This window comes from Enterobacter sp. D2, assembly GCF_034427575.1.
GTDB classification, from domain to species: Bacteria; Pseudomonadota; Gammaproteobacteria; order Enterobacterales; family Enterobacteriaceae; genus Enterobacter; species Enterobacter cloacae_M.
On sequence record NZ_JAXQPP010000010.1, the window covers coordinates 33,858 to 49,896 of the forward strand.

General features: G+C 51.4%; 17 protein-coding genes and 3 pseudogenes. 13 read left to right on the forward strand and 7 right to left on the reverse strand.

Annotated elements, in window-relative coordinates; all coding sequences use genetic code 11:
* Positions 1–176: 176 nt before the first annotated feature.
* From parM to SPG90_RS21785, 10 genes and pseudogenes are all read left to right on the forward strand, one after another.
* Positions 177–1,148, forward strand: a complete 972-nt coding sequence (parM, locus tag SPG90_RS21740; RefSeq protein WP_322408398.1) for a plasmid segregation protein ParM domain-containing protein — start codon at positions 177–179, stop codon at positions 1,146–1,148.
* A 2-nt stretch (positions 1,149–1,150) separates the two neighbouring features.
* Positions 1,151–1,813, forward strand: coding sequence for a plasmid partitioning/stability family protein (locus tag SPG90_RS21745; protein ID WP_322408374.1), 663 nt, complete (start codon positions 1,151–1,153; stop codon positions 1,811–1,813).
* Between the two features lie 3 nt (positions 1,814–1,816).
* Positions 1,817–2,080, forward strand: a complete 264-nt coding sequence (locus tag SPG90_RS21750) for a hypothetical protein (protein WP_013087139.1) — start codon at positions 1,817–1,819, stop codon at positions 2,078–2,080.
* A gap of 28 nt (positions 2,081–2,108) precedes the next feature.
* Positions 2,109–2,312, forward strand: a complete 204-nt coding sequence (locus SPG90_RS21755; RefSeq protein WP_322408375.1) for a hypothetical protein — start codon at positions 2,109–2,111, stop codon at positions 2,310–2,312.
* A 364-nt stretch (positions 2,313–2,676) separates the two neighbouring features.
* Complete coding sequence (locus SPG90_RS21760; protein WP_023327694.1) at positions 2,677–3,144, forward strand: hypothetical protein; 468 nt, start codon at positions 2,677–2,679, stop codon at positions 3,142–3,144.
* 229 nt (positions 3,145–3,373) lie between these two features.
* Positions 3,374–3,604: pseudogene (locus SPG90_RS21765) on the forward strand (DNA methylase); the annotation flags it as partial.
* Positions 3,605–3,707: 103 nt separating this feature from the next.
* Positions 3,708–5,252, forward strand: a pseudogene (locus tag SPG90_RS21770) (conjugative transfer relaxase/helicase TraI domain-containing protein); the annotation flags it as partial.
* A 28-nt stretch (positions 5,253–5,280) separates the two neighbouring features.
* The gene (locus tag SPG90_RS21775) at positions 5,281–6,069 is read left to right on the forward strand and encodes a DsbA family protein (RefSeq protein WP_322408377.1); all 789 of its coding nucleotides are present in this window, start codon (positions 5,281–5,283) and stop codon (positions 6,067–6,069) included.
* A 580-nt stretch (positions 6,070–6,649) separates the two neighbouring features.
* Positions 6,650–7,663 (forward strand): plasmid replication initiator RepA, encoded by a 1,014-nt coding sequence (gene repA, locus SPG90_RS21780; RefSeq protein ID WP_149289508.1) that lies wholly within the window; start codon positions 6,650–6,652, stop codon positions 7,661–7,663.
* A gap of 889 nt (positions 7,664–8,552) precedes the next feature.
* Complete coding sequence (locus SPG90_RS21785; protein WP_322408378.1) at positions 8,553–9,356, forward strand: DUF4225 domain-containing protein; 804 nt, start codon at positions 8,553–8,555, stop codon at positions 9,354–9,356.
* Here SPG90_RS21785 and SPG90_RS21790 read toward each other — a convergent pair.
* The 7 genes and pseudogenes from SPG90_RS21790 to SPG90_RS22405 form a co-directional block, all read right to left on the reverse strand.
* Positions 9,334–9,657 (reverse strand): hypothetical protein, encoded by a 324-nt coding sequence (locus tag SPG90_RS21790; protein ID WP_032656054.1) that lies wholly within the window; start codon positions 9,655–9,657, stop codon positions 9,334–9,336. The genes SPG90_RS21785 and SPG90_RS21790 overlap by 23 nt on opposite strands.
* 14 nt (positions 9,658–9,671) lie before the next feature.
* Complete coding sequence (locus SPG90_RS21795; RefSeq protein ID WP_322408379.1) at positions 9,672–10,442, reverse strand: TraX family protein; 771 nt, start codon at positions 10,440–10,442, stop codon at positions 9,672–9,674.
* 349 nt (positions 10,443–10,791) lie between these two features.
* A complete protein-coding gene (locus SPG90_RS21800) occupies positions 10,792–11,289 on the reverse strand; it encodes a hypothetical protein (RefSeq protein WP_322408380.1) in 498 nt (165 codons plus the stop codon).
* Positions 11,290–11,301: 12 nt separating this feature from the next.
* On the reverse strand, positions 11,302–11,796 hold the full coding sequence (locus SPG90_RS21805; protein WP_322408381.1) for a thermonuclease family protein: 495 nt from the start codon (positions 11,794–11,796) through the stop codon (positions 11,302–11,304).
* A 59-nt stretch (positions 11,797–11,855) separates the two neighbouring features.
* Positions 11,856–12,215, reverse strand: coding sequence for a transcriptional regulator (locus SPG90_RS21810; protein ID WP_322408382.1), 360 nt, complete (start codon positions 12,213–12,215; stop codon positions 11,856–11,858).
* A gap of 5 nt (positions 12,216–12,220) precedes the next feature.
* Entirely contained in the window at positions 12,221–12,523 is a 303-nt protein-coding gene (locus SPG90_RS21815) for a type II toxin-antitoxin system HigB family toxin (protein WP_029403837.1), read from the reverse strand.
* 996 nt (positions 12,524–13,519) lie between these two features.
* Positions 13,520–13,579 (reverse strand): annotated as a pseudogene (locus SPG90_RS22405) (hypothetical protein); the annotation flags it as partial.
* A gap of 391 nt (positions 13,580–13,970) precedes the next feature.
* Between SPG90_RS22405 and SPG90_RS21825 the strand changes: the two are divergent.
* From SPG90_RS21825 to SPG90_RS21835, 3 genes are all read left to right on the forward strand, one after another.
* On the forward strand, positions 13,971–14,669 hold the full coding sequence (locus tag SPG90_RS21825) for a hypothetical protein (RefSeq protein WP_322408383.1): 699 nt from the start codon (positions 13,971–13,973) through the stop codon (positions 14,667–14,669).
* 145 nt (positions 14,670–14,814) lie between these two features.
* Positions 14,815–15,159: a hypothetical protein gene (locus SPG90_RS21830; protein ID WP_322408384.1), complete on the forward strand. Its 345-nt coding sequence runs from the start codon at positions 14,815–14,817 to the stop codon at positions 15,157–15,159.
* Positions 15,160–15,203: 44 nt separating this feature from the next.
* Positions 15,204–16,004 (forward strand): hypothetical protein, encoded by an 801-nt coding sequence (locus SPG90_RS21835; protein WP_322408385.1) that lies wholly within the window; start codon positions 15,204–15,206, stop codon positions 16,002–16,004.
* Positions 16,005–16,039 lie beyond the last annotated feature (35 nt).

Below are 16,039 nucleotides of genomic sequence, written 5' to 3' on the forward strand. Positions count from 1 at the left end.
TGAGGATAATCCAGATCACCTGCTTCATGAACAGGATGAGTAATCCAAGTTACTCAAAATGCTATTCAATCCCATTATGAGATATTTATATTACTCACAATGAGAAATAAGGCTTTTTTTTGCCATTTTGCTCTTATAATATGTATCAAATTGAGTTTAATTAACGGAGCATAATGATGAATATTTACTGCGATGATGGTTCAACTAATGTTAAGCTGGCATGGTTTGAAGGAAAGGAGCTGCAGACCCGGGTTTCGGCTAATTCCTTCCGGCATGGCTGGAAAGTGGCGGAATTCAGTGCCGCAACGTTCAACTATCAGGTGGGCACGCTGAAATACACCTGGGACAGCGTCAGCCGGGATGCCATCCCGACAACAAACGTGGAATACCAGTATGGTGATCTCAACCTGCTGGCCGTGCATCATGCCCTGCTGAACAGCGGACTTGAGCCGCAGCCGGTGAGCCTGACCGTGACGCTGCCCCTGAGTGAGTATTATGACGGGGACTGCCAGCGGAACGAGGAGAACATCCGACGCAAACGGGAAAACCTGATGCGTGAGCTGGTTCTGAATAAGGGCAGGGCATTTACCGTAACGGACGTGAAGGTGATGCCGGAATCACTGCCGGCGGCGTTCTCCCGTCTCGCGGAACTGAAGCCCGGACCCGCTGAGACCACCCTGATTATCGATCTCGGCGGAACCACGCTGGATGCCGGCGTGATTGTCGGACAGTTTGATGATATCAGTGCGGTACACGGCAATCCGTCTGTCGGCGTGTCACAGGTCACCCGCGCAGCTGCAGGCGCACTGCGGGCTGCAGACAGCGAAACCAGCGCGCTTATTGCTGACACGGTCATCCGCAACCGCAATGATCGTCAGTATCTGCAGCGAGTGATCAACGATGCCGGAAAAATTGATGATGTTCTGAACAAAATTACAGAGGCAATAACTTCCCTGGGGGCGCGTGTCACCAGTGAGCTGACGGCCTTCAGGAACGTTAACCGGGTATTCCTGGTCGGGGGAGGGGCATCCCTCATTGAAGAGGCTATCCGTCAGGCCTGGCCTCTGGCTCCTGACCGTATCGAGGTTATCGGCGATCCGCAGCTGGCGCTGGCCAGAGAGATTGCCCTTTACAATAAAGAGGACTAAACGTGCCGGACGGCCAGTATTCTTTCTATCTGCACAGCGACGATCGCACCGACATCGCGGCGATGGCGACCATCAGCACCATCTCACAGCCCCTGCGCGGTGACTTCATCCGGACCGCCGCCACCGCCGGGGCGGTGATGTACCAGACGGATGCCCGTTTACCGGCGCTGATCCCGGTGTTCTTTGACGGGCATCTGAGCGCCATCCAGCTTTGTGCCGTGATGGCGCTGGTATCCGGCACCTGGTCTTCACTCTCAGGACTTCCTGATGAGCCTGATGGTGGCGTGGCGGCTCTGGCCATGTCACCTGAGACGGAATACCAGCGCCGGCGTTACACCCTGACGCTTCAGGATGACCGGAGCAGTGAAAGGGTTGAGCGTGTGCTGACGGGCGTGTCATCCCGCCTGCGCGGAGAGCTGCTGAGAAACCTGATTATCACCGGTCTGGCCCTGCATACGACCGCACCGGAGCTGCCGCGGCTGCTGGCCAGTATGCCGGTACCGCCCGGCACGGTCAGCGAGCTGCAGGTTCTGGTTCAGCAGATGGCTGGTACGGCTGACGTGAGTATGGCTGCAGTGCCGGAGAAACCAGCGGAGCCTGCCGCACCGGTATCCGCAGAAGCGACCAACATAAAGAAAAATATGCGCCGGGCATTCGGAGACTAGAGCATGTCAGTGATTAAACAAAAAGCAGTGCAGTGCATTCATAACTTTCTGCGCGCCCGGAACGTGCCTGAATCTCAGTGGCCGGAACGGGTCAAAAAGACCGGCAGGGGAATGATACTGGCAGGCGTGGCCGTCGTGGTTCCCGGCGTTCTGGTTGATAACATCTCCCTGCCGGTCACAATCGCGATGCAGGTCTGCTATGCCTCACTGATCGGCCTCGGGGTTCTCCTGGCGTTTGACGAGAAAAAACCAGAGGGGCGGGGATGAATATGAACATTAACCTGAAGGAAACAGTATGCAGCTTGAAGAGCTGACAGGAGACGAACGTACGCTGGTCGTTGTGGCACTGCAGGCGTTGTTCCGCGAGAGATTATCCGCATCAAATGCCGTCTTTACGGTATGTAGCCTGTCCGGAAAAGAGCAGTCGTCGGAAGATATTTTTGGGCTGCGTGAAGTAGAGGATGCGCTGAGACGTATTGGTGCAGCTCCTGCGCGTTAAATCCGGCCCCGTACACTTCAGAAAAAAACGGCAGGGTGACATCTCATCCCTGCCGTCAAAACTAAACGCTTAATTTTTCGGCGATTATAATGTATTGTTTTGTGATGTAAATCACATTTTAATTTAATGTGAAATTTTCCCTCCGTTTTATATCTCCCGTAAAAAATTACCCGCCGTGCCTTCACGCTAACCCGGCCGCTGCGGTCGCAAGGGTTCACGTTGTCTCCGTCCTCACCCTGCACGGTGCATTCAGCCCGTGAAGGGCTTGCGCTGCGGCTTCGGCGTCGCCCTGGCGTCCTCCGCTTTACGCCGTGTTTTTGTGGCGGCACGGCGCAAGAGGGTGCCGGATGCTGAGGACACAACCATGTTCAGACTGACCTGTATTGAACTCGATAACGGCGAGTTTGCCGTCTATATCAATCACCATTACCTGGGGAGTGAAGATGCCAGCGGAGAGCGACTTTCTCTGGGGGAGGTTCTGGAGCAGCTCTCACTGCTGCCGGGCGTGGAATTACAGACCCTGCTGGAACCTGTACCGGAGTGCGATGACTGGTGCTGGAACGACATCGCCGATCGCGTCCTGCCGTCGCGGCCTGCATGTCGTGATGATGTGACGGTGGCAGGGCTCATCGCCAGGCTGAAGCAGTACCCACCGGATGCACTGTGTATGGGGACGTTCTGGCTGGAAGATGATTTTCTGTCGCTTGATGGCAGTCTGTCGGAGGAGGAAATTGCAGAAGCCATGCGTATCTGCGACCACAGCCACGATGCAGGCATCGGTTTTAACTGGGACACGCTGCAGTTCGCTATCGACCACGTGAAGGGGCGCTGAAAAAAAGGACACCATCCGGGGAGGGGGTGTCCTGAAGCCATGCAATTCGTTACAGGTGAAAACCCTTAAGATGTTTTCGGCGCTGATAATCACATAATCACTTCACACTTTCACCTGCCATATATCCGACTCAAAAAAAAGACGTCTCCGGTCGGGGACGTCCTGAAATCAAAGGCACACATGTAAGATAACGGCGCGAATCCATTATCAGTGTGCATTCTGCCATACCGGCCGCACCCTGGCCGGGGACAACTCAGCAGAATGGCTCCAGCCCGCCTGTCATGAAATGTACCGCGTGCTGAAAAATGACAGCCTGATGGTGAGTTTCTATGCCTGGAACCGCGCGGATCTGTTTCTGAATGCGTGGAAAACGGCCGGTTTCCGGGTGGTTGGTCATATCGTCTTTGCCAAGAGCTACGCCTCAAAATCGACGTTCGTGGGTTACACCCATGAGAGCGCCTAACACTGCAGGCCGCGTTCCGGTTCAGCGTATTCCTGACGCCACGCAGCGCCTGTGGATTGCACCCTGGGTGGACACGGACGACAACTTTCATCAGCCGGCTGTGCCTGTGCTCGATAAAATCACCCATACGCGCCATGAGTTCAACAAAACAGAGGCCTGGGAAGCAGGGATGGTGGTTAAACGCGGTGACCGCTACCAGGATGTGGTGGCTGTTGACCGTAACGGCAGAACGGTGACGGTACGTGATGAGGAAGGGAAGATTGCTCTGATTTCACCGAAGGAGCTGATCACCGGTGACGTGCAGCTGTTTCGCCGCAGCGAGATGGAAGTCCGTTCCGGCGATCTGCTTAAGTTCACGGCGACCGATCGCGAACAGGGGCAGATGGCCAACCAGCGCTATACGGTGGAGTCGGTCAGCGAGGAGGGGAATATCCGTCTGAAAGGGGAGAACGGTCGCGTCACCATCAATCCGGAGAAGGTCCGGGCGCAGCAGCATATCGACTACGGCTGGGCCGTCACCGGCTACGGCGCACAGGGGGCCAGCAGTGATTATGTCATTGCGCTTGAGGGCACGAAAGACGGACGTAAGGCACTGGCTTCCCGTCGTGCCTTCTACATTTCAGCCTCACGCGTGAAAGAGCACGTCCAGATATACACCGACGGGAAAGCGGACTGGGTTAAGGCGGTAAAAACACCGGAGCGTGATATCAAAACTGCGCACGATGCGCTGGCACCGGAAACGCAGCGCAAACAGGCGAAAGCCATCTGGGCAATGGGGCAGCCGGTGAATAAAACGGCCATCGGTCGCGCCTGGGTGCGCCATCAGGGCATGCAGGATGCGTCACTGACGGCAAAAATCATCCCGGCCACCCGGCGCTTTCCTGAACCGGCGCTGGCGCTGCCGGTGTATGACAACAATGGCAGGAGTGCGGGCCTGGCCCTGGTTTCCCTGGTTTCCAGCCCGGAAGGACGGATGACTCAGGGGGAGACACGAATGGTCATGACAGAGCGTGCCCGTGGCGCCGTGCTGCAGCGGAGTCAGTCCGGAAACACGATTGTGGCCAGCGACCTGACGGCTGCACTCGATACAGTACGAAATCATCCAAAGGACGGCGTGGTCTGGCAGACCGGTGATGAACCGCCTTCAGCATGGCTGCTTAAGGTAAGCGGTGGGACAAAACAGGATGTGTCGCCGGGTATTGTCTCCACGCTGACGGACGAACAGAACGTACAGCAGCTGCGCGAGCAAATGCTGGCAGACCAGGTTCGCAATGAAGAAGCCGGACGGAGCAGGCAGCCGGAGTCGTTGCTGGCGGAAGTTCCACAGGAAGAGGTGATCAGACTGAAACCGGAAGACATTAACCCGCGTAAACCGGAACCACTCAACCCGGATGCGGATGTGATCGCCAGGGTCAGAGGTGAGGAAAACACCGATGGACAGGAAATAAAAGCCGCTGCAGGCGTCAGAAGCGAGCTGGAAGGTGCTGACAAGACCGCTGGTGAACAGTCGCGGGCATCGCGTGTGATTGCAGATCTGGCAAACGCTGAACGAGACATGCTCAGGGCGGCAGAAAATACTGAACGCGGCTGCATGCCGGAGCGTGAAGAACAGACCCTCACCCGGACCATTCAGAAAGAACGTTAATCCCCCTTTTAATCATGAGAATCAGGCTATGAAAGCAAAAAAATTAGCAGTATTAATAGTTACAACATACATTGGCTTTATTTCAATGGCACACGCTTCGGCCCCTCAGCCCTTATTCAGCCCGGAGCAGGAGGCACGTATCGGCGAAATCGCTGCTGACTACCTGGTCTCGCACCCGGAGATACTGGTGACGGTCAGTCGTAAGCTGCAGGAACAGCAGGAGACACGTAAGCAGAAGATGTTTGCACTCAGCGTGATGGAGAATCAGGCGAACCTTCTGCATGATCCGGACACCCCGGCTTACGGGCCTGATAATGCAAAGGTCGCGGTGATTGAATTCTTTGATTACCAGTGCGTGTTCTGCAGCCGCTTCGCGCCGGAGCTAGAGAAGGTCATGAAAGCGCAGCCGGACGTCCGCTACCTCTTTAAGGAGTGGCCAATATTTGGTGGACGCTGGGAAGCTTCACTTCAGGCTGCGCAGCAGGGGCTGACGGTCTGGCAAAAGAAAGGGCCGCAGGCCTATGTCACCTATCACAATGCCATCTACGCCACCGGCCATAATGAAGGCAAGCTGACGGCGGAGGATATACTCGCGGCAGCGTCAAAGGCAGGGCTGGCCGCCTCTGTGCCGGGCGACCATACCGCGTCCCTTGAGAAAAACAGTAACCTGGCAGAGGAACTGGGACTCACCGGAACGCCGGGGATCATCGTCATGCCCGTTAGCGGGGCGACTCCCGACACCATCACGGTGTTCCCGGAAGCCGTAACCGCTGAAAGACTTCAGGCAGCAATCCGGAAAGCCACCAAAGTGAAATGATCCTCAGTCCGAAGAACGTCTCCCGCCAGAGACTGTTTTTCATGTTCCGCGCGTAAATGCCATCTTCCCGTTCCGTTCTCCTGCGCTTCCTCGATCAGGCCTGCCGGCCTGATACTGCGGCGAGCGCTGCCGGTTATAGTCCCTTAAGGACAATTAGCATGCAAACTATGGACGGTTATCTGGTCTAACATCTGGAAAAATTACTGACGAGAAGGTAGTATTCGGATCGTCAGCGATCGTCTTGTGGTGGGACAGATTGTTGATTCAGATTACTTTTGTGACCTAACTCAAACTGACGGTTTGACAGCTTTGTGGTGAGGCTGACGGGTGGCAGAAGATGGTTTTACGGAAGAAATGCGGACTTCCGGAAACAAACAGGGACAGGACGTGTCCAGTAAAACGTTCAGGAGCAGGTGACGGGATTTCCCGGAGCCTGAATGCACAAACCCCCCGAAATCTGTCATCAACTTGGCGGAAGAGTCAGATATCAGGGGGTCCAAAAGCAGGCGCGTTGCCTGTGAAGGATTATAACGCATGCACCATAGAAAACAACACCCGGCCGCCATAAGAACAGGCCGCCGTGAATGACAATCAGATTTCTGTTCACTGGTCAGATCTACCGAAAGATGAGTTAACCCGTTTCTGGCAGGATGTCGATGCCGGCACTCAGGGTAATTTCCTCATTGCACCAGTCAAAAAACTCACCCGCCGCAAACGCGGTGAGCATTCCACAAAAGCCAAATGTGAGAACCCGGCCTGGTATCGCCCGGAGCATTATAAAAAGCTCTCCGGACAGCTCGGTCATGCCTACAATCGCCTGGTGAAAAAAGATAAAGAAACCGGGCAGGTCAGCCTGCGCATGCATGTTTCTCGTCACCCTCTCTATGTCGCCGGCCGCCGTAAGGCGGGACGTAAATATGGCTTCCGTCCCGAACGTCAGCGCCTGCTCGATGCGCTCTGGCCAGTGCTCATCAGCTTCTGTGATGCCGGCAAGCATACCGTCGGCATGTGTATCTCCCGTCTTGCAAAAGAACTCAGTGCAAAGGACGCAAAAGGCAATGTCATTCCTGAAACGGAGGTGACGGTGTCACGCCTTTCACGGCTTATTGAGGAACAGGTACGGTTTGGCGTTCTGGGCCTCGCAGAAGAACGCGCCTGGGATCGTGAATCCCGCACCTGGCTGCCAACGTATGTCTATATCACCCCTGTGGGATTCCAGATGCTGGGCGTCGATATGGACAAGCTGTTTAAAGAACAGGAGAAGAAGCTCCGTCAGAGCGCCGAGCGTGAGCAGCTGATCCGGGAAGGGGTGATGAGCGAACATGATGATGTTCAGGCCCACTCTGCGCGGAAATGCTGGTCTGGCCGTAAGCGTCAGGAGGCACTCGTTTACCGCCGCAAAAAAGGCGCGGAGCGTAAACGTGCCAACAATCTGATTAAGCTGCCGGCAGATGAACGACTCCATGCAATGTCTGAATGGATTTATCGCACCATGCCGCCTGATGAAGCGTACTGGTGCACATCTGAGCGCCTGAAGGCGCTGGCCATCCAGCATCTTTACCAGCTGGATCTGGCGCTTTCTCCACCGGACTAGTCACAGACGACACAACAGTCTTCTTGTTTACAGGCCCCTCACCGGGGCTTTTCGTGCTTGTTTTTTTCGGCCATTCTGCTCATTTTTCATCCTTCACTCCTTTCTTCTTCCGGTCACCATGACGCTCTGCCGGTCGTTATGGCCCGCAATGGCCACAGTCTCTTTTTTTTACACAGAAATCCGCAAACGAATAAGTGAAGTAACCCGGAAATGAATAAAAGACATTCCGCAAAACAGTCTTACTTCACCTTTTTTATCTCTCTGTTCATTACATTCCAGAGTAGATCTTTGTCTTCGGCCACTCTGTGGATAACGTAAAATGCCTTCGCATGCAGCGGCCTCACGGCCGCGCGCTCAGTAGGAAATCAAAAGTACCTCCCGTCGCAAGCGCCGGGCCCCGTTCTCGCCAGAACCCGGCACAGCATACATACCTGACCCCTGCTAAACAGACGCCGCCCCGGCCCGAAGGGCCGGAACACCCTCGCTTTAAGAGGGATGTTGTAACTAGAAATCAAAGAAGCTGCAGTTAGCGTTGCGGCAAGCCCGCTGTACACGCTCGTAAGCGCCTCACGGCGCTAACGCGGAGATACAGCCCGTCAGCGGCCTCTGGCCTCGACGGGCTCACTCCGACCGCGCACGTCACCATCAGGCGTGGCGGTTACCGGATATGGCTTTGCAGGGTAAGGGATGGGACAGGCAGAACCTTTCAAACCGCAGCGGCTTACGCCGGTCACGGCGCCCGTCGGCATTCTCTCCCTGTCTGGCCTCAGCTGGCGCCTCCATGCCGCGATGCGGCATCAGTGAGTTCTGCAGGACAGTGTGCCCATTTTTTGTTGTCAAAACTCGTTTCGGGAATATGCTTTCAGAAACAGATAAGCGAGGCGATAAAATGGACACGTTGCTTTTACCCGGCCAGAATCCCCATGCCTGGGCCGAAACCATGATCAACCTGGAGGCCCGGAAACTGGTGAATACGGCCAACACGGTGGCGGCTATGCATCTCCAGGATGGTTTCATCCGGATTCAGTTTGTGGATGAGATCAGGGCATTCATCATGGCCCAGTTTGAGGCCGCACGCCGGGCGAAAACGGATGATGACTGTATGGCCTGTCTGCGGGCCTTACGGGCTGAAAATACCAGCCTGCTGGAGCAGTCCCGATCGCTCAGAACCGGCTATGCAAAACTCTATGCCGAGGTGAAGGTTGTCCGGGATGAGAATAAAATTGTGGGTTACATCATTTCAGCGGTCGACGTCGTGGTGGCCGGTGCGGCCATCTTTGGTGGGATCGTCATGATGTCCTCAATGACGCCGGTGGGCGTGGTGGCCGGCGCGGTGATTGTCGTAAATGGCTTTAACACGATTTCACGGGAAGCCGCGCACAACCTCCTCGGTGATAAGCAGACGGAGGGAATATTCGCTGACGGCTCGATGGAGATCGCTGAATTTCTGGGCTTCAGCCGGCAGCAGGGGCTGGGGACGTATAAGGCTGTCACACTCTTCAGCGAAGTCTACGGCGCGTATGGCCTGAGGCTGAAACCCGAAGCACAACGGCTGTGGTACTGGACCCGGCCCGATTTCTTCAGGAAAGTATCCGGCACCCCCCGTCCCGCAATGGCGCTTAAAATTGCGGGATGGGGGGTTAAAGCCAAAGTGGCGCTTGATTTACTGACTATTGAGCCTTCCGGGAAATAGTCTTCTGCAGGCGGAATGCTTTCCAGCCCAGTACAGGAGGGAAGGTCACCCAGGCAATGATCAGGACTACAAGGGAACTCATGCCCCCGGAAAGAATGTGTGTCCGGCTGCCGGCAATGAGGGTGACCAGCATAACCAGAACCAGCGCGACAGTGATCCATACCGACACCCGGAAGCGCCGTGAGAGCGCATCGATGAGATGCTGCATGGTGCCTCCGCCTGCTGCAAGCCGGCCCTGTAAATTGTCCACTTCGTTCTTGCTGAAACCTGCCTCAAGCAGCTCTTTCTCACTGATAGCCATCACGTCCTCCCTAATCAGGCGAAAGTATACTGTACCAGACCAATAATCCCCAGGTGACCGGCGTAAGCATAATAAAAGAAATTACGCGGCATGAAACGCCTGCGGCCCTCCGGACAGATTTGCCTGCAGAATGAAACCACTGCCAGGGGGAATGCCAGAGTAGGCAGCGTGGCCAGTAATAATGTTTCTGCGGGCATATCCAGGAGATGCGATAACCCGTTTAAACAAATCAGTGACAGCACGGCAGTGATGGCTGCCAGCCGCTGCACTCCGGGTGTATCGCTGCCAGAAACCGTTGCCATACTGATGGCCAGCGTTATTCCTGCCAGCCCGTAGCTTGCCGGCTGCAGGGGCCAAATCATGAGGGCCAGGAGCAGATATCCCGCAAACATTCCTTTCAGGCCGTGCTGGTACTGCAGGGCAATCAGCTGCGTGACGCCGGCAAACACGAACAGAATGTTCAGGACCCACCAGGGCTGGTGATGCCAGAAGGCCAGGCTGAACACCGGCTGCGTGATGACAGCCCAGATCCACAGGCGACTGGCTCTCTTCTGCAGTCGTTCCGGGGTGCGCTGTACGTTCATCGCCCATATAAGCGTGAACAGGGGGAAGGCCATCCGGCCAAGCGCATACATCACCGGCCAGGCTGGCGACAGAAACACCGTATTGGTGTGGTCGATAATCATGGCCAGAAGTGCTAGAAGCTTGACCATATCGAGAGCAGCGGGACTGAGCTGGCTGGCGTTCCGGATAGTGGGTAGAACGTCGGGTACTGAACGATTCATGCTGTAGATTCCCCTGGCGACACGCGGTTAACAGCCAGCCCTGAACATAATGCCAGAATGCCCTGCCGGTTTGCGTTGTGACCCTGGCCTTTAGTTTCTCCAGAATCTTGCGCACCGCAAATTCTGATTTATCACGCAGCACGCGCATTGCGCCTGCCACATCCTTATTCTGAATACAAATACTTAAAATATGAAAATCGTTCACACCGCCCCCTTTCTTACACTCTTATTATCGGCTGCATGAATATTATATTTAGTTGAGCAGGAAAATTCCTGATAAAATTTTCATATTAACGTTATAAATTTTAGTTACTTTATCAACTCATTTCATATGAGTGACGAACGTTCATTAATTATCTGTATTGTTTGATGAAGTCTTTGCCCTGACCAGAGCAAAATCCGCACGAATAGATTTTGCGGCTGGCTTCCAGCCTTTAGACCATTCCTCGTTCATACGGCCTTCACTGACAATTTTCATGGTGATGGCATAAGGAGTACGCTGCAGTTTCTTCGACAGCCAGAGTATATGATCGTCGATTCTGTCATCCGGAATATCAGCAATAATCGAATGAATAAGGTCCAGGTCCTCCTGTACCCACGGTTTTCCGGAACGCGGAAACACTTCATCCGGAAGGCGTGGTTGTTTTTCCTTTTCTTCTTTTACCTGCTTCTTAGCTTCTTTTTCCGCAGTGATGAGGCGCTGCCGTTCCGTCAACCCTCCCAGAATTGCAACCGTCCTGACCATATTTTCACGCTGCTCACGTGTAATATTTAACTCACCGCATATGATGGCATTTAAAGTATCAACAAGGTTTTCCAGCTTGCTTTCGGTTAATTTTAACGTCATTCAGAAATCTCCTTAATCATTATTCTTTTTTAGCTCATCCTGATGCAGACTACGCCAGCGCCAGGGCTCTGTCTGACCCGGTTCTGACCAGAGTCCGACTGACTGACGGCGGGCTTCGGCCTCCAGAACAGCGTAGTCTGGCCGGGCGGGTTTTCCGTGGTACCGGTATGCCCAGGCCAGGCCTTTGCGTATTTGTTCGGCATTCACATCCGTCACGCCAAGCCACAAGGTACCGAGCAGACGTCCATAGCGATCCTTATCACTTCCGGTGACGATTACATGCCGCTGAGCCACCATCGATGAGAGTTCCTGACGGGAACGCTGGCCTAAGGGCTGACTCTTTTCCGGCGCATCGATGCCGGCCAGACGAATGCGCGTCAGTTGGTTTCCTGGCTCAAGCATCTCAACGGTATCCCCGTCCAGCACGCGCACAATCCGGCCGCTGAAATCTGCACTGGCCGAAAACGCCACAACGAACAGGATCAGCGAGAAAAACTTCCGTTTCATTATTCGTTATCCCAGGTTGCATACACTGCGGTTATTGATCACGTAAATTTCAACTCGGCTTATCCTCCAACGAGGCTTTTTAAAGGAATGCCAAACATTGTATGTAATTTCCTGATCATGGGCAGCGTCAGATTACGTTTGCGGTTAAGCACTTCATAGACCCGGTTAGATTTTCCAATTGCCGGCTCAAGATCTTTTACCGTCAGCCCCTGCTGTTCCATCCTGAACTTAATAGCTTCAATCGGGTCTGGGGCTTCGACAGGAAAGTGTTTGTTTTCGTATTCATTAATCAACACACACATAATTTCAAAAAAGTCTCCCTCCGGGGTATCGGCAGGAGGTTCGTTATCAAACATAGGCTCCACAGCGCGTAACGCGGCTTCATAGTCCTGTTCATTTTTAATTGGTTTAATCTGCATAGGATTTACTCCAGGCTGACAGTTTCAGCATCTATTTTGTCATATTCTTTATGCGTACCAATGAATTTGATAAACATCCATCCTCGCTGGTATGCAATCGCAACAATTAACCGATAGTCATTTCCCTTAATATTAAAAACCACTCGCCTGTTTTTAAGAATACTGGCACTGCGGTATTGTTCTTTGATTTCTGCCGGAGTTTTCCATTCAGCTTTACTGGCTTCGTCTACCCAGGCTTTTAGCGGCTGCTCTGCATCGGGATTCGCCGTCCAGAAATCCCTCAGTGTCTTGATAGCGATTATCTTCATGTCATGATGATAGTCCCATTTTAGGACTATCACAAGTCTGTTGTCCCGCAATGGGACTTTTTATCTGAAGAGACACACCAGAGTTTCAGGGCCGGCGTATAATTGTACTGAGAAAATTCATATTTTTTGTTGCCTGCCTGGCGTCGTGACACAAGCATCGGGTACACAAAACTCAGGATGCTCCTGGTCCACTGGAGATATCTATGATGAATTATCAGATGACGCTGAACGAACTCGTTACCGCCACAGAACAGGTTAGAGAGAACTCCCGCCGGCGCGGTACGTTGATATCAAGAATGCTCTATGAATCCTGTTATGTGTAGCAGGGAACAGAAGCTGACGCTCAGATGTTTGCTTGCTCTAGAAGAAATGTACCGTCTGGCAATTAACGCTCCGTAGAACTGTTCAGTTGCGGGCATAGCAGCGAAAGCGGTTTGCTTTCCTTGTGCGCCGTTCTACTTAGCCAATGAGTTGCTGGACATAACCAATACTAAGCAGTTGCTTGATGAAACCGGCGTTCTGGTTACCCCCGGCAGCGGTTTCGGCCCCGGAGGAGTGAGCATGGTAAGAATTGCTCTGGTTCAGCCCGCGGATGTGCTTGATGAGGCACTGATTCGGCTAAAAAAATGGCGTAGTTTAAGAAAAACGGGTATCCGTTAACCGGAATGAGGCGGCAGAACACACGACAGTGCACATTTTCCCGGAGCGGCTCCGCGGAAAAAACTAATCAGGCGAATATGTTTTCAGCAGCATACTGAAAGCTGGCTGCTCCTGGAGGCTTAATGAAACTCTGAATTTTTCGCTTACGCAGCTATACCGGTTAAACAGAACCGTGCCAGTGCTGATAACACAGGCACGTAGACTGTTGCTGCGTGCGCATAAGGTAAGGTTGACGTACAACAAAGGTGCGATCAGTTATTCTCTGTCATCTCTCGGGCCTGGAAAGTAAAAAAAAGGGCAGCGATCCCACAATGGTGAACATCAGGCTATATATAGCTAACCATATCCCTGAATGATGAACAGGGACATGGGCCCGGTTTCCATCGACATATTATACTGGTCTTCAACGCCCTGAAGTGCTGCTTTTGACCGTAACGATAAACATCAGCGCCACGGTGATCGATAATTTTCCCTTTCGGATTTTAAACATATTTCTTAACCCGGGACATTATATGATGGAGATAAGGATGTGTGTGCAGATATGAATGAACAAACAGCTTAAATCACTGGTCCAGGATAATAATTATTTTCATATTTATTCCTTTGTTTTATCATTCCTGAAATAATAATAAAATGCCACGGGTCACAATTTTAGTTTCTAAGTCACCACCATCATAAGTAATACTGTAAGGGAAACTTACCGGTGTAATTTTCTGTAAATGCATTGTATGGTTAGTGTTTTTTGAGATATTTTGTTAAAAACTTACTGACATAAAGGATTTTCAGATTGAAAAAAGCCTTGTCTGTTGTATGTTGTTCGCTATTCATGTCTCTTTTTTCATTAAGTGCACACTCCGTGCAGAATGAAGAATATCAGGCTTACAGAGAGTATTTTCCTTTAGCTAAAAAAGTGGAGAGTGCCAGTAAGATTGTTGTTTTCTTTTCATTTGCTTCCAGGGAAAGTTATGAATTAATTTATAAAAATGGGTTGCTTAGGTATTTAAATGTTCGTGGATATGATGTTGAGTTAATCCCCGTAGATTTTTTCAGTCCTTATGATAATTATCTTGCGGAGAGATGGCATCTTGAAAGTTCAAATGGTTTTTTGATTAAAAATTATGAAGTGTCAAGTGAAGGTTTTTTTTATAATGTTTTTCATAATATGAGGGGGCTTAAATATTCAGGGCGTGATATAAATGCTGATGCTGAAATGAGTATGATTGTAAATATTTCAGGTTTTGCGAAGCGTCTTGACGAACTCATCTCTAAAAACCCATTTAGATTTGAGGGTAATATTATATGGTATAATTCAAAAAGAAAAGAAATGATCCAGAAATTTAATGTTACAAGCGTTCCGTCTGTATATATAAAGGGGGAGTATCTGATCAATGACAGCGTGATGAGTACTCGAAAAAGAATTAGTGAAGGCAATGATCTGGACTATGTTAACCTCATTCGGTATCTTTTGGAAAAAAAATCTGATTGAGTTACCTGGAAATCATAAATACGATATTTTTATGCATGACATGAAATTATTACTACACTGTTTGTTTTTCATATGCCGTTTCTACCAGACAGGTAGGAAAAAAACATTCAATTATTAAAATCATAGAGTTAGCAAAGGTTAAAAAATGAAAGTAAATATCCCCGCACTGATTTTATTATCTGCTGTCTCAGCACCGGCCTTATCTGCAGAATACATTACGGAACCATGCCATGCGAACAAATTCATTATTGGGATATCCGGTAACTACAAAGGCCAGGGGGTTACTGCACTCTATCTTTCAGACAGTATGAACGGAAAACCTAACCCTGCTGAACCCGTCCCTTTTGTTGAAAAGGATTATTTCTGGAACATGAAATTCCTTTACAGCATGGCTCAGAATGCCATGAACCTGCATCAGAAGGTATACACGATGGATTGCGATAGAAATGGGAGCATCGTGAGTTTTTCAGTCGTGCGCACTAATGAGTAACCTTATACAATCAGGGATTTTTATCTTCAATCGGGAGATACTGCGTGGGCAGATTTTTACTTCTTATTACTTCACTGTTTTTTTGCGGTTCAGTGACTGCCGTCAACTTACCTGAACATGTCGTATACCGGGTTGATGACAGGGACCCGTCAGATATTTTTGCAAATGGTTTTCAGTCTTACGGGACCAATGACAGCGTTGATGAACATGTTTCCGGCGCGTCGGTCAGGGACAGAACCTCTGCATGGATAGCAACAACGGATAATATAGACACGGCGGCCCGTATCGGCACTGCGCGATTCAATCTTAATCCCTCATTACGGGTCAGGACATCCTGGGTTTATGAAATCGCACAAACCAATAATATGTATGACTTTAACCGTATCATTGAGAATGAAAGTTCTCGCTGGTTTATGGGGACTGCAGCAAGAGACCATTTGAATGCCCTGCGTTTAGTCTATGGTCCGCAGCGTGAAATCGGCGCACTACGCTCTGTTCTTTCAAATCAGATTGTCAGGGCCCGGCAGTTTGTATGGGATCCCGTCAGCGGGAGAGGTCAGCTGACTGGTGAATGGCGTAATAATCCAGACTATAACGAAAACCTCTATCGTAATACAACCATGAATTCTGGCTTATACAGTTTTTCAAGATCGCTCCACTATGTTATCGGCGCTGCAAACACGGCACTCTTTTTGGCGGCATCATGGTGTATGGGGCAGAGTTCACCAAAAGGTCGTTCGGATAATCAGGCAATATGCGGTGATTCCGAGATGATAGAATATAAAGACACTGAAGTGCTGATGAGCCAGAGCGCAAGAACAAATTATGTCCCGTACGATTTGTGATTATATCAGTTCCACTGACGTAACACCCTGCCGTA